This is a genomic window from Cronobacter turicensis (assembly GCF_041222865.1).
Taxonomy (GTDB): domain Bacteria; phylum Pseudomonadota; class Gammaproteobacteria; order Enterobacterales; family Enterobacteriaceae; genus Cronobacter; species Cronobacter turicensis.
Window position 1 is genome coordinate 1249497 of the sequence record NZ_CP165997.1, and the last position, 22674, is coordinate 1272170.

The following is a 22674-nucleotide window of genomic DNA, read 5'->3' on the forward strand; positions in this document are numbered from 1 at the left end:
ATTTGATTAATCTTTCTTACGGAATATGAGTGAGGATCAGTGCAATGAGCCATGCAACCGATTGTTCTTGCGAGCAAAGCTTGCTGGAAACCGTGCGGGCGCTACGGGATAAAGATACAGAATGTGTGATATATCAAACATCCATGATGAGCGCTCTGCTCAGTGGGGTTTATGAAGGCAATACCACCATCGCGGATCTCCTGACCAAAGGCGATTTTGGCCTCGGCACCTTTAACGAACTCGACGGCGAACTCATCGCCTTCAGCCATGAAGTTCACCAGCTGCGCGCCGACGGCAGCGCCCGTGAAGCGCAGCCCGACCAGAAAACGCCGTTCGCGGTAATGACCTGGTTTAAACCGCATTACCGTCAGCGCTTCGACCGGCCGATGAGCCGCCAGCAGATCCATGACGTGATAGACCGCCAGGTGCCGTCCGACAACATCTTCTGCGCGTTGCGCATCGACGGCCACTTCCGCCATGCCCACACCCGCACGGTGCCGCGCCAGACGCCGCCGTATCGCGCGATGACCGACGTGCTGGACGACCAGCCGGTGTTCCGCTTCGACGGCCGCGACGGCGTCCTCGTGGGGTTCCGCACGCCGCAGCATATGCAGGGCATCAACGTCGCGGGCTACCACGAACATTTCATCACCGACGATCGTCAGGGGGCGGGCACCTGCTCGACTACCAGCTGGAGAACGGCGTTCTTACCTTCGGGGAGATCCACAAGCTGATGATCGATTTGCCGACGGACCCGGCGTTCCTCAACGCCAATCTGCATCCCGACAACCTCGATGCGGCCATCCGCTCGGTTGAAAACTAACAGTCTGAAAGGGGAAATATCATGGATAACGAAAACCGGATGCGCCAGTGGGCGCACGGCGCCGACATGGTGGTCGGCCAGCTTGAAGCCCAGGGCGTAAAACAGGTCTTCGGCATTCCCGGCGCGAAGATCGATAAGGTCTTCGATTCCCTGCTGGATTCCACTATCCAGATTATCCCGGTGCGTCACGAGGCGAATGCGGCGTTCATGGCCGCCGCCGTCGGGCGTATCACCGGCAAAGCCGGGGTGGCGCTGGTTACCTCCGGGCCGGGGTGCAGCAACCTCATCACCGGCATGGCGACCGCCAACAGCGAAGGCGACCCGGTGGTCGCGCTCGGCGGGGCGGTGCGTCGCGCGGATAAAGCGCGCCAGGTGCATCAAAGCATGGATACCGTGGCGATGTTCAGCCCGGTAACGAAATATTCCGTAGAGGTCTCGTCCTCAGACGCTATCGCGGAAGTGGTTTCCAACGCCTTTCGCGTGGCGGAGCATGGCAGACCGGGCAGCGCCTTCGTGAGCCTGCCGCAGGATATCGTCGATCAGCCCGCCCAGGGCAACATTCTGCCTGCGGGCAACGCGCCGCAGGTGGGGCCTGCGCCGGATGCCGCTATCGATCATGTGGCCGGGCTCATTCGCAACGCCAAAAACCCGGTCATTCTGCTGGGCCTGATGGCGAGCCAGACGGAGAACAGCCGCGCGCTGCACCGACTGCTGGAGAAAAGCCATATTCCGGTCACCAGTACCTACCAGGCGGCGGGCGCGGTGAATCAGGAGCATTTCACGCGCTTTGCGGGCCGCGTCGGGCTTTTCAACAACCAGGCGGGCGACCGACTGCTGCATCTGGCAGATCTCATCATCTGCATCGGCTACAGCCCGGTGGAATATGAACCCGCCATGTGGAATCGCGGTAACGCGACGCTGGTGCACATCGACGTGCTGCCAGCCTATGAAGAGAGCCACTACGCGCCGGAAATCGAGCTGGTGGGGGATATCGCCGGCACGCTGGAAAAACTGGCCGGGCGTATCGAACAGCCGCTGGTGTTAAGCGACCGGGCCTCAGAGATCCTTATCGACCGCCAGAATCAGCGCGAGCTGCTGGCGCGCCGGGGGGCGCAATTAAACCAGTTCGCGCTGCATCCGCTGCGCATCGTGCGGGCCATGCAGGACATCATCAACAACGATGTGACGCTCACCGTGGATATGGGCAGCTTCCACATCTGGATTGCGCGCTATCTCTACAGCTTCCGCGCCCGTCAGGTGATGATTTCAAACGGTCAGCAGACCATGGGCGTGGCGCTGCCGTGGGCCATCGGCGCATGGCTGGTGGAGCCTTCGCGCAAAGTGGTGTCGGTCTCCGGCGACGGCGGTTTCCTGCAATCGAGCATGGAGCTGGAAACCGCGGTGCGCCTGAAAGCCAATGTGTTACACATCATCTGGGTGGATAACGCCTACAATATGGTGGCGATTCAGGAAGAGAAAAAATACCAGCGGCTCTCGGGCGTGAGCTTCGGGCCGGTGGATTTCAAGGTTTACGCCGAAGCGTTCGGCGCTGCCGGGTTCGCGGTGGAAAGCGCCGAGGCGCTGGAGCCGACACTGCGCGCCGCGATGGATGTCGACGGGCCGGCGGTCGTCGCCATTCCGGTGGACTACAGCGATAACCCGCTGCTGATGGGCCAGCTCCATCTCAGCCAGATTCTCTGACTTACCAAAAGGAACGGATTATGAAAAAAGTAGCACTGGTTACCGGCGCAGGGCAGGGGATTGGTAAAGCCATCGCCCTCCGACTGGTCAAAGACGGTTTTGCGGTCGCGATTGCCGATTACAACGCCGAAACGGCCAATGCCGTGGCGCAGGAGATTAACGAGCAGGGCGGCAGCGCCGTGGCGGTGACCGTGGATGTCTCGAAGCGCGACCAGGTGTTCGCAGCCGTAGAACAGACCCGCAAAGCGCTCGGCGGCTTCGACGTTATCGTCAACAACGCCGGGATCGCGCCGTCAACGCCGATTGAGACGATCACCGAAGACGTTATCGACAGGGTCTACAACATCAACGTCAAAGGCGTTATCTGGGGCATGCAGGCGGCGATTGAAGCGTTCAAAGCCGAAGGGCATGGCGGGAAAATTATCAACGCCTGTTCGCAGGCGGGCCACGTCGGCAACCCGGAGCTGGCTGTGTACAGCTCCAGTAAATTCGCGGTGCGCGGGCTGACCCAGACCGCCGCGCGCGATTTAGCGCCGCTCGGCATCACCGTAAATGGCTTCTGCCCGGGCATTGTGAAAACGCCAATGTGGGCTGAAATCGACCGTCAGATCTCCGAAGCCGCCGGCAAACCGCTCGGCTACGGCACCGAAGCGTTCGCCAAACGCATCACGCTTGGCCGCCTCTCCGAGCCGGAAGATGTCGCCGCCTGCGTTTCGTTCCTGGCAGGCCCGGACTCCGACTACATGACCGGCCAGTCACTGCTGATCGACGGCGGTATGGTATTTAGTTAATCCTTATCATCTACCTTTTTCGGCATGTCCGAAAACCCACCGTTTCTGCGGTGGGTTTTTTTATGGGGATGTAAAACAGGACTGAGATGCCTCAGGTGCCAGTTAACGCCGTACATACCCGCTACAAATGACGTTAATCAGTCTTTGCTCTGCAACAGAAAGCGATAAATCAGGCCGCCCACTACGCCGCCCACCATCGGGACTACCCAGAAAACCCACAGTTGCTGTAAAGCCCAGCCGCCCTGGAAAATAGCGACTGCGGTGCTTCTTGCCGGGTTCACCGAGGTATTAGTAACGGGAATGCTGATCAGATGAATCAGCGTCAGGGCGAGACCAATCGCCAGCGGCGCAAATTTCGCTGGCGCGTTTTTATCCGTTGCGCCGTGGATAATCAGCAGGAAGAACGCCGTCAGCACCAGTTCAGTCAGGATGGCTGCCGAGAGGCTATAACCATCCGGCGAATGTTCGCCATAGCCGTTGGCGGCAAAGCCGCTGGCGACGGCGTCAAAGCCCGGTTTGCCGCTCGCTATCGCATACAGTACGCCTGCCGCGGCAATACCGCCGATGACCTGGGAAATGATGTAAGGAATCACATCCCAAAAGGTAATGCGACCACCCGCCCAGAGGCCTAACGTGACGGCCGGGTTAAAATGTCCGCCGGAAATATGCCCTACGGCATACGCCATTGTCAGGACAGTCAGACCAAACGCCAGCGCAACCCCTGTAAAACCAATGCCCAGTTCGGGATAAGCCGCAGCCAGCACAGCGCTCCCGCAGCCACCAAATACCAGCCAGAATGTGCCGAAAAACTCAGCCGCACCTTTTCTCAACATATGAATGTTCCTTATTTGTATTATTACCAATAACTGTTTATTTAACGGCGGAACATCATAGCGTTTAAAATTAATAACAGAATCTCGCGTTGTTCTTATTCTGGACAAAAATATTAAGACTTGTGTAGAGATGATGTTTTATGTGATTAAATTGAGGTTAAATGAGCGTGCTGTTAGGGTGTCGTTGGGTTTATGTATAAATCAGCAGGCTATATTAAATTTACACAGGACATTATGGATGGCAGACGCTGTTAAGGCGGGCGACCTCTCGCGTCTACTCAAAACGAACATGTTGTTGGTGAGCTTGAACGTTCCGGTAAGTTTGGCTGATATATTTAGTTTCTAAGATGAATTTATTCTCTTGGTGCTAACTATTAAGGATACGTTTTACAGAACGCCTCATATTCGGTGTTCAGCTCACATAATTCAAAATCTGAAAATGTCTCACAGGCTGACAACTCCTGATGACGTGGCGCCTCGTTTTCTTTTGTGATTTTTTTATAACGATTTTTCAGTGCTGAGATGAGTCCGGCAGGGATATCGTTATCATTCAAAGGATCATTCTTAGCGCAGATAAAATAAAACATTGCCGCTTTTAATGGATATAAAGATAACGCTGAATGGTTTTCACACAAGTAATTAATTGCGTAGGGTCTGTATTTATCTGACAGAAGCAGTCTATCCAGACAAAAGGATTTAAACAGTCCATTTTGTATAAACGTCGATTCTACTATTTTCTTTCTGAAATACGCTGATACTTCTGCATCAATCACATCGAGCTTACGTAGATAATGATCGGCCTCTTCTGAACCTTCATCTTCACAATCACAATTGATATACCATGGGTCTATATGACCTTGTTTAAGATAAAGAATCAGGCCATCAATCAGTTTGTTTTTTAATTCCAGGGGCGTTTCATTTTTGGTTAACCTGCAAGAATAATGTACTGCTAAAGGTGTGTAACGATAAAAATAGAAAGAATAAGTGCACATTGTTTTATACAGGTCAGGGTAACAATAAGATAATACTACATGAGGCGACACAGGTAATCATATGTTTTGTCGCGTTTTAAGTGATGCGTCAGGCCAGCCGGTATTTTCGCGAGAGAGTGATAGCTTCATAAATCGTATTTATCGTTTAAAATTTGCAGATTGCATGGGATAATGTTGCCCTGGCTGAAATTTATAGCGGATAATCTCTCCCGATTGACAATCCTCTGGCGGTTGATGATAACCCCTTATCGGCCTTATATGTCAAAGAATTTAAAGAAATGCAGGCAGAGCGGGATGCTTTCAAATCTTAACAGGCAGAGAGGAAAGCGATAGCCTCCAGCGCATAAAGGCTGACGAAAATAGCAGATAAGCCCTGATTCCTTTTTGTATCTTCACGAGAATATATTCAGCGTTCTTTCTCATCAATCCATGCAATTAAATCGGCGAGGTTATTCTCAGAAAAAACGGCTATACCATGTGCAGAGAGTAGCGATGCTGCGACGCCCATACCTGACTTGCGCCGGCCACTAAATGAACCGTCATAGATAAACTGGCTACCGCATGTTGGGCTGCCGTCCGTTAACAGCGCAGCGGTACAGCCCGTATCCTGCGCCGTGCGTAGCGCCAGCCAGGCGCCAAGCTGATAGTGCTCTGTTACATCTTTTCCTGTAATTTCAATTATTCTGTCCTGAGTTTTATTATCACCAGAAACAATCTCAGCCGGAGGGCGTGGAGTGGGTAAACCCGCAGCCAGTTCAGGACAGTGGATCACGAGACGCTGCTCTTTCTGCCAACGCCGCAGCTGATCGATCATCTGTGCTTTTTCGCTCCCGTCATAGCGCACTTTAAATCCCATCAGACAGGCACTTACCAGTATTTTATTTATCATCGTAATTGGACATCAGGTCTAATGATACTTAAATGATATCAGCTTCTTTTTTACATAAAAATGCCTTTGGCAGCAACTATTTAGATTATGGAAAGTTTAGGGACGTCCGGGGCAGTCGCACCACTATTCAGCTGCAAGGCGCCACACCGCAGCCACAAAAAGAATGGCCGGATTTCAGTGTCTTTTTTTGAAAACACCGGGAAAAAACTTTTACTCGCCAGTCCAGCACCAGAATCAGACTCTACGCATCGTCGGTTAATTACAGGGGAAAGTCAGATGTCACGGTTTGCAGGTAAAAATATATTAATTACGGGGCGACCACTGGTATTGGTCTCGCGGATGCCAGCCGTATTGTGCAGGGTAATAGTTACCGGGCGTAATGCTGCAGCACTGAGGCTGCTGCTGCCAGCATTGAAGCATCTACACTCCCTAAACGGAGGTGGTGCCGATGAAAAAGTCACGATTCACCGAAGAGCAGATCGTTTTTGCCCCGAAGCAGGCCGAACTGGGGATGTCCGTGCCGGAGGTCTGTCGTAAGCTGGAAATTTCTGATGCCACGTTCTATACATGGCGCAAGAAATATGGTGGGATTTCTCCTTCTGAATTAAAGCACATGCGGCAGCTTGAGGAAGAGAATCTTAGGCTGAAGAAGCTGATTGCCGATCTCAGTCTCGACAAAACCATGCTCCAGGATGTGCTGGCAAAAAAGAACTGATGCTGGCGCTTCTGCGCGAATGGGGCCGGAGCCTGCAGGTACGCTATGGGGCCAGCGAGAGGCAGGTCTGTTTTGCATTACAGGTCAGCTGCAGCTCTTTCCGCTATCGTTCTGTGGCGGCAGACGACTTCGTATCAGGGAGAGCACCGAAACCCGGATCCACTATGGCTATCACCGGGTTCACGTCATGCTCAGGCGGGAGGTCTGGCGAGATAATCACAAACGCATTTATCGACTCTACAGCGAGCAGGGTCTGTCCCCGCGTCTCAAACACCCACGCCGGAATAATTCGGCACAGCGTCGACAGCCTCAGCTTCATGGACGGTATCCGCATCATGTCTGGGGTATGGACTTTGCCTTTGACGTCTTATTTAACAGGCGTCGGTTACATCTGCTGACATCTACACATGTAAATGCTTGGTGGAATTGCGTGGTCCAGAATCTGCGCTCAACGGAGGTTGCAGAGATGATGAACACCATTGCGCTCAAACGTCCTTTACCCACTTGCTGAAAAACGATAACGGCTCAGAATTTTCAGGAAAAATACTGGACAAATGGGGGTATGAACAAGGGAGCCGTATAGACTTCTCTCGACCGGGAACACCTACGGACAATGCCACGGTGCAAAATCAAGGCCTGGCGCATACACTATAACCAAAAGCATCACCATTCTGCACTGGGATGGATGACCACTTCCGACATTGCCGAGAATCTGCTGGTTACTAGAATATGCAGTCAGACTTAAGCTGGTATCCCTGATTATGGCTGGAGCATATTCGGGAGTAGGGTCACAAACCGACATTACTAACTGGCGGTTGTATCTAATACTGGGGGCAGCTCAATTACCGTCTGTCATTTTAAAGGGCTTCGCAGCAGCCTTCGCATTTCTTACCTTTAACTCAGTGGGCGGCATAGTAAAATCCTCGGCTGATGGTATCTGCATTATCGAACCAAACATACCAACAATTGTAACAACATGACACTGTGGATTTTGTGGGACTACTAGAGACACAGGTGGACTATGGGGCTGAAATAAATTACTGAATAGAATGCATAAAGTAGAATTTGAGATACGTTAAGAGACTGGCATTTGGCGTCCCCTGCAGGAATCGAACCTGCAACTAGCCCTTAGGAGGGGCTCGTTATATCCATTTAACTAAGGGGACGAGGCGGCGTCAGTATACCGATTTTTACACCGCCGTTAAGGGCTTAGCCGCCTGTTCGGTTAAACAATCGCCATCGTCAGCGTTTTTGTGAGCCGCGCCCGCTTTCGTTTTCACGCGCTTCCTGTTCTTTTTTCAGGCGCGCTTTCTCTTCTGATTTCTTCTTATTGCTCATGTCGTTACGGATCTGCGCATGGCTTAACAGCGCGAAGATAAACGTACCGCCGATGATGTTGCCCGCAAGCGTCGGCAGGGCGAACGGCCAGAAGAATTCGCTCCAGTGGATAGTGCCGTTAAACACGAGGTACAGGATCTCGACGGTGCCGACCACGATATGCGTTGTGTTGCCGAGCGCGATAAGCCAGGTCATCAGGATAATCACCACAATCTTCGCCGCACCCGCAGACGGGAACATCCACACCATGGTCGCGATGATCCAGCCGGAGATAATCGCGTTAGCGAACATCTCGCCAGGCGAGTTGTGCATCACTTCCGTGCCGATGGTCACAAACGCGTCGCGCGTCGCCTCATCAAAAATCGGCATAAACTCAAACGCCAGCGCCGCAAGGCCGGTGCCGACGATATTCCCGAGCAGCACCACGCCCCAGAGCCGCAGCAACAGCAGCATATTGGTGCCGGTCGGGTTCTGCATCACCGGCAGCACCGCCGTGACGGTGTTCTCGGTAAAGAGTTGCTGGCGCGCCATGATGACGATAATAAAACCAAAGGTGTAGCCGAGACTTTCCAGTAAAAATCCGCCGGGAATGCCTTCCAGGTGCACATGGAAAATCCCTTTGGCCAGCAGCGACGCGCCCATCGACAGCCCGGCGGCGATGGCCGACCAGAACAACGCCATCGCGTCGCGCTCCATCTCTTTCTCGCCGTCCTGGCGAATATGCTCGTGGATCGCCATCGCGCGCGACGGCAGCGCCTCTTCATCCACTTCTATCTCTTCGCCGCTCTTTTTCTCTTCGCTCTCGACTTCCAGCTCATCCGCGTCGTCGATTTTTTCCTCGCCGATTTTGTCCATATGGGGTTCCTGTCAGGTTAGGGGGCTTCGTTAAGCGTAGCGCGTCGGCGGCTGTTATCCGGAAAAACAGACAATTCGGCCTGCGCGGTGGCGATTTCGCGCGCTATCGCACGGGGTTTCGCCACCTGTGCGGCGCGTGAGGTGGCCGCGTCATTCCCCTGTGGTACTATTCCCGACTCGCCTGAAAGGAGCCGCCCCATGTTAGAAGCCCGGAATCTTGCCTGCATACGCGATGAGCGGCTGCTGTTTCGCGCGCTCTCGTTTCGCGTGTCGCCGGGAGATATCGTGCACGTGACCGGCGCGAACGGGGCCGGGAAAACCTCACTGCTGCGCCTGCTGGTGGGGCTGGCGCGCCCGGAAGAGGGCGATATCTGCTGGCGCGGCGAACCGCTGGCGCACACGCGTTCAGCCTTTCATCAGGAACTCCTGTGGCTCGGCCATCTGCCGGGCATCAAAGCGGCGCTTACCGCCGATGAAAATCTCGCGTTTTATCACCCGCACACCCGTCGCGAGGCGCGCTGGCAGGCGCTCGCCGCCATCGGGCTTGGCGGCTATGAAGATCTGCCGGTTGAGCAGCTCTCAGAAGGCCAGCAGCGCCGCGTGGCGCTGGCGCGTCTGTGGCTCAGCGACGCGTCGCTGTGGGTGCTGGATGAACCGCTGACGGCGCTTGATGCCGCCGGCGTGGCGAGGCTGACGGCGCGTCTGGAGGCGCACGCGGCACGCGGCGGGGCGGTGGTAGTCACCACTCACCAGCCGCTGGCGCTTAACGTCGCGCATCGCACGTTAACCCTGACGCCGGAGCCCGCCGCATGATGGGCCGCATTATTCGCCGCGAGCTGCGCCTTGCCGCGCGTCATCGTGCGGAGCTCCTTAACCCGCTGTGGTTCTTTCTGGTGGTGATTGTATTGTTCGCGCTCGGCGCAGGCCCGGAGCCACAACTGCTCGCGCGCATCGCGCCGGGCGTGGTGTGGGTGGCGGCGCTGCTCGCCTCGCTGCTGGCGATGGACCGGCTGTTTCGCGACGACGCGCGCGATGGCGCGCTCGAACAACTGATGCTGCTGCCAACGCCGCTGCCGGTGGTGGTTATCGCGAAAGTGACCGCTCACTGGGTGGCGACCGGGCTGCCGCTGGTGGTGCTCTCGCCGCTGGCGGCGCTGCTGATGGGATTGAACGGACATGCGGCGCTGACGCTGATGTTGACGCTGTTGCTCGGCACGCCGACGCTGAGCTTTCTCGGTGCGCTGGGCGCGGCCCTGACGGCCGGGCTGCGGCGCGGCGGCATACTGCTGAGCCTGATTATTCTGCCGCTGGCGATCCCGCTGCTGATTTTCTCCACCGCCGCGGTGGACGCCGCCATGATGCAGCTTCCGGTCGGCGGCTTTTTCGCGATCGCCGGCGCGTTTTTGACGGGAAGCGTCACGCTCTTGCCGTTTGCCACCGCAGCGGCGCTGCGTATCAGTATTCAGTAGGCCCGCGCGTGCGGGCGATAACGTTTATGTGAGCAACAACATGTGGAAATTCTTACACCCCTGGGCCCGGCCTGAGCGGCTCTACGGGCTTTGCCGACGGCTGACGCCGTGGTTCGCGTGGCTGAGCGCAGTCCTGCTCGCGACGGGCTGCGTCTGGGGGTTTGTCTTCGCGCCGCCCGACTACCAGCAGGGCGACAGCTACCGCATCATGTATCTGCACGTCCCGGCGGCGATGGGATCGATGGGCATTTACGCCTCAATGGCGATCGCGGCGTTTATCGGGCTGGTGTGGCAGAACCGGGCGGCCGATCTTGGCGTGATGGCGATGGCGCCGGTAGGCGCGGTCTATACCTTTATTGCACTGACGACCGGCTCCGCCTGGGGTAAACCGATGTGGGGCACCTGGTGGATCTGGGATGCGCGGCTTACCTCCGAGCTGGTGCTGCTGTTTTTATACGCGGGAGTGATCGCCCTCTGGCACGCCTTTGACGACCGCCGCCTCGCGGGCCGCGCCGCGGGCGTACTGGTGCTGGTGGGCGTGGTGAACCTGCCCATTATTCACTACTCGGTGGAGTGGTGGAACACGCTGCATCAGGGCTCCACCGATATGCAACAGAGCATCGACCCGAGCATGCGCGCGCCGCTGCGCTGGAATCTCGCCGGTTTTCTGTGCCTGTTTGTCACGCTCACGCTGATGCGCCTCGGCAATTTGCTGCTGCTTCAGGATCGCCATCGCCCGTGGGTGGCGGCAGTGCTGGAGAAAAAATCATGACCGCCGCGCTGACCACGTTTTTCCTGATGGGCGGCTACGCCTTTTACGTCTGGCTGGCGGCGGCGATGACCATCATTCCGCTGGCGCTGCTGATAGCGCATACATGTTTCGCACGTCGCGCGCTACGCCGGGAGATCGCGAAACGTCAGGCGCGCGAGCGCCGGCGCCAGGGCGCGGAGGTGTCGCGATGAACTCACGTCGTAAAACGCGCCTGTGGGTCGCGCTCGCCGTGCTGGCGGGCCTCGGGCTGACGCTTGCGCTGGTGCTCTATGCGCTGCGCGCCAATATCGATCTTTTCTATACGCCGGGCGAAATCCTCTACGGCAAAGGCGCTGCGCAGGAGAAGCCGGAGCCGGGCCAGCGTCTGCGCGTCGGCGGCATGGTGATGCCAGGGAGTGTGAAGCGCGACAGCCAGAGCCTGAAGGTGAGCTTCCGGCTCTATGACGCGCGCGGCGTGGTGGATGTCGATTACGACGGCATTCTGCCCGATCTGTTTCGTGAAGGGCAGGGCGTGGTGGCGCAAGGCGTGCTGGGCGAAGATCAGCGCATTCACGCCCGCGAAGTGCTGGCGAAGCATGACGAAAACTATACGCCGCCGGAGGTGAAAGCGGCGATGGACGTCAACCACTCGCGCCCGGCAGCGGCGTATAAGGATAACCGCCCATGATGCCGGAAATCGGTAACTTCTTGCTGTGCCTCGCCGCCGGGCTGGCGCTGCTGCTCACGCTCTGGCCGCAGTGGGGCGCGATGCGTCAGGCGCCGCGCCTGATGGCGCTGGCGCGCCCGCTCGCCTGTGCGCTCTTTGCCTGCTTGCTGGGCGCGTTCTTGATCCTCGTGCACGCCTTTGTGGTGAATGATTTCACGGTGCTCTATGTGGCGAGCAATTCCAACACCGAGTTGCCGGTCTGGTATCGCGTGGCGGCGACCTGGGGCGCGCATGAAGGATCGCTGCTGCTGTGGGTGCTGTTGATGGGCGCGTGGACGTTTGCAGTGGCTATCTTCAGCCGCGGGATGCCGCAGGAGGCGATCGCCCGCGTGCTGTCAGTGATGGGCGGGATTAATTTCTGCTTCCTGCTCTTTATTCTGCTGACCTCAAACCCCTTCACCCGCACGCTGCCGGAATTTCCGATTGAAGGGCGCGATCTCAACCCGCTGCTTCAGGATATCGGGCTGATTTTTCATCCGCCGCTGCTGTATATGGGCTATGTCGGGTTTTCGGTCGCGTTCGCCTTTGCCGTGGCGTCGCTCTTAACGGGGCGGCTCGACACCGCCTGGGCGCGCTGGTCGCGCCCGTGGACGCAGGCGGCATGGGTGTTTCTGACCATCGGCATCGTGCTCGGCTCCGCCTGGGCCTATTACGAACTGGGCTGGGGCGGCTGGTGGTTCTGGGACCCGGTCGAAAACGCGTCGCTGATGCCGTGGCTGGCGGGCACGGCGCTGATGCACTCGCTGGCGGTCACCGAAAAACGCGGCAGCTTCCGCGCCTGGACGGTGCTGCTCGCCATCACCGCCTTTTCGCTCTGCCTGCTCGGCACATTCCTGGTGCGCTCCGGCGTGCTGGTGTCCGTGCACGCGTTCGCCTCCGATCCGGCGCGCGGCATGTTTATTCTGGCGCTGCTGGTGATTGTCATCGGCGGCTCGCTGCTGCTGTATGCCGTAAAAGGCGGCAGCGTCAGGGCGCGGGTGGGCAATGCGCTCTGGTCGCGTGAGAGCTTTCTGCTCGGCAACAATATTCTGCTGATCACCGCCATGCTGGTGGTGCTGCTCGGCACGCTGCTGCCGCTGGTGCATAAGGCGCTGGGGCTGGGGTCGATTTCCGTCGGCGCGCCGTTTTTTAATGTGCTGTTTTGCGCGCTGATGGCGCCGTTCGCGCTGCTGCTCGGCGTCGGGCCGCTGGTGCGCTGGCGGCGTGATGAGCCGCAGAAGCTGCGCCGTCGTCTGCTGACGGCGTTGGTGGTCACGCTCGCGGCCTCGCTGATCCTGCCCTGGCTTTTGCAGGACAGCGTCAAAGCGATGACGGTCGCCGGGCTGATGATGGCGGTCTGGGTGCTGGTGTTAACGCTGATGGAGCTGATTGATCGCGCCACGCACCGCTATAGTCTGTGGCGCGGGCTGTGGAAATTAAGTCGCAGCCAGTGGGGCATGACGCTCGGGCACGTGGGGCTTGCCGTGACGGTCACTGGCATCGCTTTCAGCCAGAACTACAGCGTGGAGCGCGACGTGCGCATGACGGCGGGCGACAGCGTCGATATTCACCATTACCGCTTTGTGTTCCGCGAGGTGCGCGACGCGCAGGGACCGAACTGGCGCGGCGCGGTGGGCATTATCGATGTGCTGCGCGACGGTAAACCCGAGGCGACGCTGCGCGCCGAAAAGCGCGCCTATAACAGCAACCGTGTGGTGATGACCGAAGCCGCCATCGACGGCGGGCTGACGCGCGATCTCTACGCGGCGCTCGGCGAAGCACTCGACGACGGCAGCTGGGCGGTGCGGCTCTATTACAAACCGTTTGTTCGCTGGATCTGGTATGGCGGGCTGCTGATGGCGCTCGGCGGGCTGCTTTGTATGCTTGACCCGCGTTACCGGCTGAAAAAAGCGCAGGAGGCTGCATGAGACGCCGCATTTTACTGATCCCGCTGGCGCTGTTTCTCCTGCTTGCCGCCGTGCTGTTCTGGCAACTGACGCGCAACGCGGCGGGCGATGATCCGTCTCTGCTGGAGTCCACGCTGGTGGGCAAGCCGCTGCCCGCGTTCCGGCTCGCCGCGCTTGATGACCCGAGCGTGACCTACGATCGCGCCGCGCTTGTGAATGGTAAGCCGCTACTGCTTAACGTCTGGGCGACGTGGTGCCCGACGTGCCGCGCCGAACATCAGTTTCTCAACGGACTGGCCGCGAAGGGCGTAAGAATCGTCGGGCTTAACTATAAAGACGATCGCGCCAAAGCCGTGGCGTGGCTCAATACGCTTGGCAACCCTTACGCGCTGAGCCTGTTTGACGGCAGCGGGATGCTGGGGCTGGATCTGGGCGTTTATGGCGCGCCGGAGACGTTTGTTATCGACGGGCGTGGCGTGATTCGCTATCGCCACGCGGGCGATCTGAATGACCAGGTCTGGCGTCAGGACGTCAAACCGCTGTGGGATGCGCTCAACCAGGAGGTCGAGCCGTGAAACGCCTGTTAAGCCTGTTGGCCGGTCTGCTGCTGACGTGTCATGTTTTTGCCGCCATCGAGGCGTACCCTTTTCACAATGAGGCGCAGGAGCAGCAGTTCCGCGAGCTGACCGGCGCGCTGCGCTGCCCGAAGTGCCAGAACAACAGCATTGCCGATTCCGGTTCGATGATCGCGGCCGATATGCGCCAGAAGGTCTATGAACTGCTGCAACAGGGGCAGAGCCGCGAGCAAATTGTGGCGTATATGGTGGCGCGCTACGGGAATTTCGTGACCTACGATCCGCCCGTCACGCCTGGCACGATACTGCTCTGGCTGCTGCCCGCACTGTTTGCGGCAGGCGGCGTTGCCGTGCTGGTGGCGCGCACGCGTCGCACCCGCCGGGAGCCTCTCGCGCTTGATGAAGACGAACAGGAGCGGCTGCGCGCGCTGCTGAATGAAGAAGGAAAACGCCCGTGAGCGCGTTAATCATAGTTATCGTCGTCCTGCTGGCGGGCGTTGCGGCGCTGGTGCTTTACCCGTGGCGCGACCAGCGCGCGCTCAGCCGCGATGCGCTGAACCGCACACTCTATTATTCGCGCCTGCGGGAGCTTAACGATGAACCGCCCGAAGCCCGGGAGGCGCTGGTGGTGGAATTGCAGCACAGCCTGCTGGCGGATATCCCCGAGCCGCGCGGGCAGAAAACGAGTCATACCGGTTATGGCGCGCTGCTGGCGGGCGTGCTGCTGGTCGTCGCGGTGAGCGGCGGGCTGTTCATGGCGACGCATAGCCTTAAACAGGTGAATGCCTGGCAGGCGGCGGCGCGCGAGACGCCTTCACTGGTGGCGCGCGTAATGGACCCGCACGCGGCGCCGCTCACGGTGGATGAACTGACGCGCCTCGGGCTTGGGCTGCGCACGCGTTTGCAGGAAGAACCACGCAACGCCGCGGGCTGGGCGATGCTGGGGCGCATCGGTATGGTGCTGAATAACGCCGATACCGCCACAGAGGCATTTAAACGCGCCTGGCAGCTCAATTCGCAAAGCACCGAAGCGCGGCTCGACTATGCTGAAGTGTTGGCGCGCTCGGCGCAGCCGGACGATAACCGCCTCGGCGAGCAAATGCTTAAAACAGTCGCGGCGCAGGCGCCGGATAATCTGCGTGCGCAGGGGCTGCTCGCCTTCAGCGCGTTTCGCCAGCAGCGCTATCCGGAGGCGATCGCCATCTGGCAGGCGATGCTGACGCGCCTGCCGCCGGACGATGCGCGCCGGACGGCCGTGATGCGCGGCATTGCGCAGGCGAGGGTGGACAGCGGCATGGACAACGCCAGACTGGCTGTTAAAATCACGCTCTCACCCGTTTCGAATAAAGCCTTGCCGGATAAAGGGATACTCTTTATCAGCGTGACGGATGGCGTATCCGGCGTGCCCGTGTTGGTGAAAAAATTGCCGCTGGGCCATTTTCCGCTGACAATAATGCTTGATGACGCTGACGCGATGCTCCCTGAACGGGGGCTTGAGCATGTCACGCAGGGCATTGTGAAGGTGCATATTTCCCGGGACGGCAACGCGGCCGTGCAACCCGGAGACTGGACAGGCGAGCGCCGTTTCACCACGCTCAACCCGGCTTCGCCGGTGGACGTCCTGGTTGCGCCTTCGCCATCAGGAGCGGGTTAGTTACCATTTACAGGGAGACTGCTATGAACTTTCGCCTTACCGGGCTTGCGCTGGCGGCCACGCTTTTAGTGGGCTGCGCCAGTTCGTCAGAGCCGCAGCAAGGGCGTTCCGACCCCTTAGAAGGGTTCAACCGCACCATGTTTACTTTTAACTATGACGTGGTTGACCCTTATGTGCTGCGCCCGGTGGCTGTCGCCTGGCGCGACTACGTGCCGCAACCGGCACGCAACGGGCTGGGCAATTTCACCAGCAACCTGGAAGAACCTGCCTCGATGCTCAATAAATTCATCCAGGGCGACCCCTACCAGGGGATGGTGCACTTCACCCGTTTCTTCCTGAATACCCTGCTGGGGATGGGTGGTTTTATCGACGTGGCCGGTATGGCGAACCCGAAACTGCAGCGCGAAGAGCCGCACCGTTTCGGCAGTACGCTTGGCACTTATGGCGTCGGTTACGGGCCGTATGTGCAACTGCCGTTCTACGGCAGCTTTACGTTGCGTGAGGATGTCGGCGATATGGCGGACACCACGTATCCGGTGCTCTCCTGGCTGACCTGGCCGCTGTCGCTCGGTAAATGGGCGGTAGAAGGCGTGGAGTCGCGCGCTCAGCTGCTGGATTCCGACGGCCTGCTGCGCCAGTCCTCCGATCCTTACATCCTGGTGCGTGAGGCCTATTTCCAGCGTCACGACTTTATCGCCAACGGCGGTAAGCTCAAGCCGAATGAAAACCCCAACGCGCAGGCGATTGAAGGGGATCTCAAGGATATCGATTCGGAATAAAACGCCGGAAACGTTCATTCTTAGGACAAATAAAAAAAGCGGGCCGGGGCTCGCTTTTTTATTTCTGAACGATAAGGCGCAATAAAAAGGCGAGCCGCAGCTCGCCTTTGTCGTGATATTTCTATCAGAAACGGTAGTTAAAGTTCACGCCATACAGCCAGGCTTTACCTTCAGATTTGAAGGTGTACGGGCCTTCGGTGAATTCAACGTGCTGGCCGTGCATATAAGACACACCGGCATCCACAGAGGCGTCTTCATTGAAGGCGTAAGTTGTACCGGCGCTCAGCCAGAGACGGTCCTGGTCAGGAATAGAGATGGAGCGCTGCTGCTCTGGCACCGGGCTGTCATCAAAGGCGATACCGGTACGGAAGGTCCAGTTGTCGTCCATATAATAGGTGGTGCCGAGGGCGATGCGGTACGCGTCCCGGTATTTCTCTTCTTTCTTAAACAGCGTGTCGCCGTTGTTATTGGTCGCTTTCAGCTCCTGGAACTGGCTCCAGCTGGTGTAGGTCAGGCTATAGTGAACGGCCCACTGCGGCGCGATACGGTTATAACCAGAGATTTCCCACATTTCAGGCAGGTTCAGGGTCAGCGAGCCCGGGATGGTTTCTCCGCCCGTACCGAACAGACCAAATTGGCTTAACAGCGGGTTAAAGGCGCCCGGGAGGCTGCTTTTATAGTCGCCGTCAAAGTCGATTTTCACTTCAGAGCGGTAAGTAAAGCCGTAGCGGTTGTTCTTATCCAGCTCATAAAGAATACCGGCGTTCCAGCCAAAGCCCCACTCGTCGCCTTTCAGATAGGAGATTTGCGTATCAGCGGGAATACCTGCAACGGTCGGAGCTAACGCAGGCGGGACACGGCCAGAGCCTGCAAGGATGGGGCCCAGGTCGCCCGCATAACGCTCGATTTTGGCGCGCGCATACACAGCGTCGAAGCCTACACCGAAGCTCCAGTGGTCATCGAGGCGATACGCGCCGCTGAGGTTCAGGTTCAGCGTTTCGAGGTCGGTTTTGCCGCCGACGGAACCTGCGGTGTAGCCATTGTTATATTCGGTGGCGAGACCGTAGTTGGAGGTGACGGACGCGCCCCAGCCAAACTGCTCGTTAATCGGCGCGACAAAGTGCAGGTTCGGCACCCAGGCGGTCGGCGCGATGTTATCGGCGTCCAGGCTGCGGCCCGTACGGGATTGACCAGACACATTCACATCCGGGTCGACGAAAATCGCCCCGCCGGAGAAAGTCGGGCGATCAAACATGGTAATCAGCGCCGGGTTACGGCTGACGTTGCCTGCGTCATCCGCCATAGCGCCTTCACCGGAATAGGCGCGGCCCAGACCGGAGGCAGAGAATTCGTTTAACTGGAAACCTGCGGACCAGGCCTGAGAAGACACGATTGCCACTGCGACTGCTAAAGCAGATTTGGTAAACAGGGTTTTCTGGCGCATGACCATAACCTCATCCATTTATTTTTATTCAAATAATGTTACGTGACGTAACAGGAGCGCGGAGTGTAGGGTCTGAGGTACGGCAGGGAAATCAGACCAGTGGCGAGAGTATAGGTCCGACCAGCAGAGATGTTGCAAGTATGTTTATAAGTTTTTTCAATTGTGATCTAAGAAACGCGATCCGTTTAGCAAAATTTCGGGGTGCGACAATTCATCAATCTGGTGATTATTGCGTTAGATCATTTTTAAGTGTGATTTCGGTCACTTATGGGCGCAAACCGGAAGAACAGGTAGAGAGGTCTCGGGTCGGGGCGTAAAATAGACGTATCCCTTTTCAGTAAATACAGAGGAAATCACCATGACCAAATGCAGTGCTGATGAAACCCCGGTTTGCTGCTGTATTGATGTTGGCACCATTATAGATAACACCGACTGCGTCGCCTCTTACAGCCGCGTATTCGCAAACCGCGCCGACGCCGACGCCACCCTGGCGGCACTCACCGCCAGAGCGCGTGAAGTCGAGTCCGAGCCATGCCAGATAACCCCGCGCTTTACTGAAGAAGCCGACGGCGTGCGTCTGGACATCGATTTTGTTTTCGCCTGCCAGGCCGAAACCGTTATTTTCCAGTTGAGCCTGCGTTAATCCTGCCGCTTACGCCCCGGTCTCGCCGGGGCGCATTTCTTGTTACGTAATTCGTGTTTTGCCTCGCAATTTTTCCTTTATGTGATTGGCTGAATGTAAAATTCTGGTTAAAACTGTTATCAGGTCAGACCACTTAATACATTTTTAGCCTTTTACAGGGGAACGTTATGAGTCAGGCACTACCGCTGGTCACCCGTCAGGGGGATCGCATTGCCATTGTCAGTGGATTGCGCACGCCTTTCGCCCGTCAGGCGACGGCGTACCACGGCGTTCCGGCGGTCGATCTCGGTAAAATGGTGGTCGGCGAACTGCTGGCCCGCAGCGAAATTCCGCCTGACGTGATTGAACAGCTCGTCTTCGGTCAGGTGGTGCAAATGCCGGAGGCGCCAAACATCGCGCGCGAAATTGTGCTTGGCACCGGCATGAGCGTCCATACCGACGCCTACAGCGTCAGCCGCGCCTGCGCCACCAGTTTTCAGGCGGTGGCGAACGTCGCAGAAAGCCTGATGGCGGGCACTATTCGCGCCGGGATCGCCGGCGGGGCCGATTCTTCCTCCGTACTGCCGATAGGCGTCAGTAAAAAACTGGCGCGCACGCTGGTGGATGCGAACAAAGCCCGCACTGCCGGGCAGCGACTGAAACTTTTCTCGCGCCTGCGTTTGCGCGATCTGCTGCCGGTACCGCCCGCCGTGGCGGAATATTCCACCGGGCTTCGCATGGGCGATACCGCCGAGCAGATGGCGAAAACGCATGGCATCACCCGCGAACAACAGGACGCGCTGGCGCATCGCTCGCACCAGCTGGCGGCCCAGGCGTGGGCGGAGGGCAAATTGCGTGAAGAAGTGATGACCGCTTACACGCCGCCATACCGCGAGCCGCTCAGTGAAGATAACAACATCCGTAAAAACTCGTCGCTGGCCGATTACACGAAACTGCGTCCGGCGTTCGACCGTAAACATGGCACCGTGACCGCCGCCAACAGCACGCCGCTCACCGATGGCGCGGCAGCGGTGATTCTGATGACGGAATCCCGCGCCCGCGAACTCGGCCTGACGCCGCTCGGCTACCTGCGCAGCTACGCCTTTACGGCGGTGGATGTCTGGCAGGATATGCTGCTGGGCCCGGCCTGGTCGACGCCGCTGGCGCTGGAGCGCGCCGGACTGACGATGGCCGATCTCACGCTTATTGATATGCATGAGGCGTTCGCCTCGCAAACGCTCGCCAACCTGAAGCTGCTGGCAAGCGACCGCTTCGCCCGCGAGGTGCTGGGCCGCAGCCAGGCCACCGGCGAGGTGGATGAAAGCAAATTTAACGTGCTCGGCGGATCTATCGCCTACGGGCACCCGTTCGCGGCGACCGGCGCGCGAATGATCACCCAGACGCTTAATGAACTGCGCCGCCGCGGCGGCGGTTTCGGGCTGGTCACCGCGTGTGCGGCGGGCGGGCTTGGCGCGGCAATGGTACTGGAGGCCGAATAATGGAATCGACATCCGCATTTGATTTACAGATGCGCCCGGACAACGTGGCGGTGGTGACCATCGACGTACCGGGCGAGAAAATGAACACGCTGAAAGCGGAATTTGCCCGCGACGTGCGCGCCATCGTGAAAACGCTTCGCGACAACCGCGATCTCGCGGGCGTAGTGTTTATCTCCGCCAAGCCGGATAACTTTATCGCCGGGGCGGATATCAACATGATTGCGCACTGCCAGAGCGCGCAGGAGGCCGAAGCGCTGGCAAGCCAGGGGCAGCAGATCATGGCGGAGATCCGCGCGCTGCCGGTGCATGTAGTCGCGGCCATTCACGGCGCCTGTCTCGGCGGCGGGCTGGAGCTCGCGCTCGCCTGCCACAGCCGCATCTGTACCGACGATGCGAAAACGCAGCTTGGGCTGCCGGAAGTCCAACTGGGGCTGCTGCCAGGCTCCGGCGGTACGCAGCGACTGCCGCGTCTGGTGGGGGTCAGCACCGCGCTTGAGATGATCCTGGCAGGCAAACAGCTGAGGCCGCGTCAGGCGCTGAAAGCCGGGCTGGTGGATGATGTGGTGCCGCAGTCTATTCTGCTGGAAGCCGCTGCCGAACTGGCGAAAAAGCGCCGTCCTGCGCCGCGCCGCCTGCCGGTGCGCGAGCGCGTGCTCGCCGGCCCGCTTGGCCGCGCGCTGCTGTTTCGCATGGTGACGCAGAAAACGCACCAGAAAACCCACGGCAACTACCCGGCGGCGCAGCGCATTATCGACGTGGTGCGCACCGGGCTTGAGCAGGGCAGCGCCAGCGGTTATCAGGCAGAGGCCCGCGCCTTTGGCGAACTGGCGATGACGCCGGAATCCGCCGCGCTGCGAGGGCTGTTCTTCGCCACCACCGAACTTAAAAAAGAGACCGGCAGCGAGGCCGCCCCGCGCGCGCTGCATTCGGTCGGCGTACTGGGCGGCGGGCTGATGGGCGGCGGGATTGCGTATGTCACCGCCACCAAAGCCCGGCTGCCGGTGCGTATCAAAGACATTAGCGAAAAGGGCATTAACCACGCCCTGAAATACAGCTGGGATCTGCTTGAGAAAAAAGTGCGCCGCCGTCATCTGCGCGCCAGCGAACGCGACGCCCAAATGGCGCTTATCTCCGCCAGCACCGATTATCGAGGGTTCCATCAGCGCGATATTGTTGTGGAAGCGGTTTTCGAAGAGTTAACGCTCAAGCAAAACATGGTGGCGGAAATCGAAGCGCATACCGCGCCGCACACGATTTTCGCCTCTAATACCTCGTCGCTGCCTATCGGCGATATCGCCGCAGGCGCCGCGCGCCCGGAGCAGGTCATTGGCCTACATTACTTCAGCCCGGTGGATAAAATGCCGCTGGTAGAAGTTATCCCGCACGCGGGCACCAGCGCGGAAACCATTGCCACCACCGTGCAGCTTGCCAAAAAGCAGGGCAAAACGCCGATTGTGGTAGCCGACTGCGCCGGGTTCTACGTTAACCGTATTCTGGCGCCCTACATTAATGAGGCGATGCGCTGCCTGATGGAAGGGGAGAGCATTGAGAAAATCGACGAGGCGCTGGTCAAAAGGGGCTTTCCGGTCGGCCCGATCCAGCTGTTGGATGAAGTCGGGATTGATGTCGGCACTAAAATTATGCCGGTGCTGGAGCGCGCTTACGGGCCACGATTCAGCGCGCCGGGAGACGCCGTTGCAGCAATTTTGAATGACGATCGCAAAGGCAGAAAAAATGGCCGCGGTTTCTATCTTTATCCGGCGAAAGGGCGTAAAAGCAACAAGCAGGCTGACCCTGCGGTTTACGGGCTTATTGGCGTCAAACCGGGTGGGAAACTGAGCGGCGAGGAGATAGCCGAGCGCTGCGTCATGATGATGCTTAACGAGGCGGCGCGGTGTCTGGATGAAGGCGTGGTGCGCTCGGCGCGCGACGGCGATATCGGCGCGGTGTTTGGCATCGGTTTTCCGCCGTTTCTTGGCGGCCCGTTCCGTTATATGGATACGCTCGGCGCGGCGGCAGTGGTGGCGACGCTCACTCGTCTTTCCACCCGTTACGGAGACCGTTTTACCCCGTGCGACAGGCTGTTGCGCATGGCGCAGACCGGGCAAACATTTTGGCACGCGGGGAACCCGCAGGCTGAACTGACGGTCTGATATAGCGTAGTTCCTGGCTTCGAAAACGCAGCGCTGGCTAATTTGTAAACAGTGATTGACTATACTTACGTCAATAAGGTAAAAAACAGCGTTTCATTCGAAGTACGGATCAGGCACAATGCCCGACCGCCAGACGATACCCTTAAAAAGCGCATTGCTTTTTTCAAGGCTTCGCTGG

Annotated in this window: 20 protein-coding genes, 1 tRNA gene and 2 pseudogenes; 17 read left to right on the plus strand and 6 right to left on the minus strand. The window is 58.3% G+C overall.

What is annotated here, in order from left to right:
• The first annotated feature begins 44 nt into the window (after window positions 1-44).
• The 3 genes and pseudogenes from budA to AB8W27_RS06045 all read left to right on the plus strand — a co-directional run bounded on the left by budA (window position 45) and on the right by AB8W27_RS06045 (window position 3315).
• Window positions 45-823: pseudogene (gene budA, locus AB8W27_RS06035) on the plus strand (acetolactate decarboxylase).
• Window positions 824-844: 21 nt separating this feature from the next.
• Window positions 845-2524, plus strand: coding sequence for an acetolactate synthase AlsS (gene alsS, locus AB8W27_RS06040; protein ID WP_105580624.1), 1680 nt, complete (start codon window positions 845-847; stop codon window positions 2522-2524).
• 20 nt (window positions 2525-2544) lie between these two features.
• Window positions 2545-3315: a (S)-acetoin forming diacetyl reductase gene (locus AB8W27_RS06045; RefSeq protein WP_041923787.1), complete on the plus strand. Its 771-nt coding sequence runs from the start codon at window positions 2545-2547 to the stop codon at window positions 3313-3315.
• 137 nt (window positions 3316-3452) lie between these two features.
• On the opposite strand, the gene aqpZ is transcribed toward AB8W27_RS06045, so the two are convergent.
• From aqpZ to AB8W27_RS06060, 3 genes are all read right to left on the minus strand, one after another.
• The gene (aqpZ, locus tag AB8W27_RS06050; RefSeq protein WP_282913988.1) at window positions 3453-4154 is read right to left on the minus strand and encodes an aquaporin Z; all 702 of its coding nucleotides are present in this window, start codon (window positions 4152-4154) and stop codon (window positions 3453-3455) included.
• Window positions 4155-4522: 368 nt separating this feature from the next.
• Window positions 4523-5140 carry a hypothetical protein gene (locus tag AB8W27_RS06055; protein ID WP_282899110.1) on the minus strand — a complete coding sequence of 206 codons (618 nt, stop codon included), beginning with the start codon at window positions 5138-5140 and terminating at the stop codon, window positions 4523-4525.
• 406 nt (window positions 5141-5546) lie between these two features.
• Window positions 5547-6029 (minus strand): DUF523 domain-containing protein, encoded by a 483-nt coding sequence (locus tag AB8W27_RS06060; RefSeq protein WP_015741985.1) that lies wholly within the window; start codon window positions 6027-6029, stop codon window positions 5547-5549.
• Between the two features lie 448 nt (window positions 6030-6477).
• Here AB8W27_RS06060 and AB8W27_RS06065 point away from each other — a divergent pair.
• A pseudogene (locus tag AB8W27_RS06065) lies at window positions 6478-7489 on the plus strand (transposase).
• 346 nt (window positions 7490-7835) lie between these two features.
• Here the strand turns inward: AB8W27_RS06065 and AB8W27_RS06070 are convergent.
• Both AB8W27_RS06070 and AB8W27_RS06075 read right to left on the minus strand, forming a co-directional pair.
• Window positions 7836-7910, minus strand: a tRNA-Arg gene (locus AB8W27_RS06070).
• A gap of 76 nt (window positions 7911-7986) precedes the next feature.
• On the minus strand, window positions 7987-8937 hold the full coding sequence (locus AB8W27_RS06075; RefSeq protein ID WP_007762967.1) for a formate/nitrite transporter family protein: 951 nt from the start codon (window positions 8935-8937) through the stop codon (window positions 7987-7989).
• A gap of 198 nt (window positions 8938-9135) precedes the next feature.
• On the opposite strand from AB8W27_RS06075, the gene ccmA reads away from it, so the two are divergent.
• From ccmA to mlaA, 10 genes are read left to right on the plus strand one after another with little or no spacing between them, the layout of a single operon-like run.
• Window positions 9136-9750 carry a cytochrome c biogenesis heme-transporting ATPase CcmA gene (gene ccmA / locus AB8W27_RS06080; protein WP_041923784.1) on the plus strand — a complete coding sequence of 205 codons (615 nt, stop codon included), beginning with the start codon at window positions 9136-9138 and terminating at the stop codon, window positions 9748-9750.
• Window positions 9747-10406, plus strand: coding sequence for a heme exporter protein CcmB (gene ccmB, locus AB8W27_RS06085; protein WP_041923783.1), 660 nt, complete (start codon window positions 9747-9749; stop codon window positions 10404-10406). Before ccmA ends, ccmB begins: the two co-directional genes overlap by 4 nt.
• 40 nt (window positions 10407-10446) lie before the next feature.
• Window positions 10447-11178 (plus strand): heme ABC transporter permease, encoded by a 732-nt coding sequence (locus AB8W27_RS06090; RefSeq protein WP_015741978.1) that lies wholly within the window; start codon window positions 10447-10449, stop codon window positions 11176-11178.
• Window positions 11175-11369, plus strand: coding sequence for a heme exporter protein CcmD (ccmD, locus tag AB8W27_RS06095; protein WP_015741977.1), 195 nt, complete (start codon window positions 11175-11177; stop codon window positions 11367-11369). Before AB8W27_RS06090 ends, ccmD begins: the two co-directional genes overlap by 4 nt.
• Window positions 11366-11845 carry a cytochrome c maturation protein CcmE gene (gene ccmE, locus AB8W27_RS06100; RefSeq protein WP_015741976.1) on the plus strand — a complete coding sequence of 160 codons (480 nt, stop codon included), beginning with the start codon at window positions 11366-11368 and terminating at the stop codon, window positions 11843-11845. The genes ccmD and ccmE overlap by 4 nt, the downstream gene beginning before the upstream one ends.
• Window positions 11842-13791 (plus strand): heme lyase CcmF/NrfE family subunit, encoded by a 1950-nt coding sequence (locus AB8W27_RS06105; protein ID WP_015741975.1) that lies wholly within the window; start codon window positions 11842-11844, stop codon window positions 13789-13791. Before ccmE ends, AB8W27_RS06105 begins: the two co-directional genes overlap by 4 nt.
• Window positions 13788-14345, plus strand: coding sequence for a DsbE family thiol:disulfide interchange protein (locus AB8W27_RS06110; RefSeq protein ID WP_041923782.1), 558 nt, complete (start codon window positions 13788-13790; stop codon window positions 14343-14345). Before AB8W27_RS06105 ends, AB8W27_RS06110 begins: the two co-directional genes overlap by 4 nt.
• Window positions 14342-14803, plus strand: a complete 462-nt coding sequence (locus AB8W27_RS06115) for a cytochrome c-type biogenesis protein (RefSeq protein ID WP_041923781.1) — start codon at window positions 14342-14344, stop codon at window positions 14801-14803. The genes AB8W27_RS06110 and AB8W27_RS06115 overlap by 4 nt, the downstream gene beginning before the upstream one ends.
• Window positions 14800-15999 (plus strand): c-type cytochrome biogenesis protein CcmI, encoded by a 1200-nt coding sequence (gene ccmI / locus AB8W27_RS06120; protein WP_041923780.1) that lies wholly within the window; start codon window positions 14800-14802, stop codon window positions 15997-15999. The genes AB8W27_RS06115 and ccmI overlap by 4 nt, the downstream gene beginning before the upstream one ends.
• A gap of 23 nt (window positions 16000-16022) precedes the next feature.
• Window positions 16023-16778 carry a phospholipid-binding lipoprotein MlaA gene (gene mlaA / locus AB8W27_RS06125; RefSeq protein WP_007762943.1) on the plus strand — a complete coding sequence of 252 codons (756 nt, stop codon included), beginning with the start codon at window positions 16023-16025 and terminating at the stop codon, window positions 16776-16778.
• A gap of 124 nt (window positions 16779-16902) precedes the next feature.
• Here the strand turns inward: mlaA and fadL are convergent, their stop codons facing one another.
• Entirely contained in the window at window positions 16903-18222 is a 1320-nt protein-coding gene (gene fadL, locus AB8W27_RS06130) for a long-chain fatty acid transporter FadL (RefSeq protein ID WP_282913985.1), read from the minus strand.
• A 358-nt stretch (window positions 18223-18580) separates the two neighbouring features.
• Between fadL and AB8W27_RS06135 the strand changes: the two genes are divergently transcribed.
• The 3 genes from AB8W27_RS06135 to fadJ all read left to right on the plus strand — a co-directional run bounded on the left by AB8W27_RS06135 (window position 18581) and on the right by fadJ (window position 22496).
• On the plus strand, window positions 18581-18865 hold the full coding sequence (locus AB8W27_RS06135; RefSeq protein WP_007762938.1) for a YfcZ/YiiS family protein: 285 nt from the start codon (window positions 18581-18583) through the stop codon (window positions 18863-18865).
• A 167-nt stretch (window positions 18866-19032) separates the two neighbouring features.
• A complete protein-coding gene (gene fadI, locus AB8W27_RS06140) occupies window positions 19033-20343 on the plus strand; it encodes an acetyl-CoA C-acyltransferase FadI (RefSeq protein WP_041923779.1) in 1311 nt (436 codons plus the stop codon).
• Complete coding sequence (gene fadJ, locus AB8W27_RS06145) at window positions 20343-22496, plus strand: fatty acid oxidation complex subunit alpha FadJ (protein WP_015741968.1); 2154 nt, start codon at window positions 20343-20345, stop codon at window positions 22494-22496. The genes fadI and fadJ overlap by 1 nt, the downstream gene beginning before the upstream one ends.
• Window positions 22497-22674 lie beyond the last annotated feature (178 nt).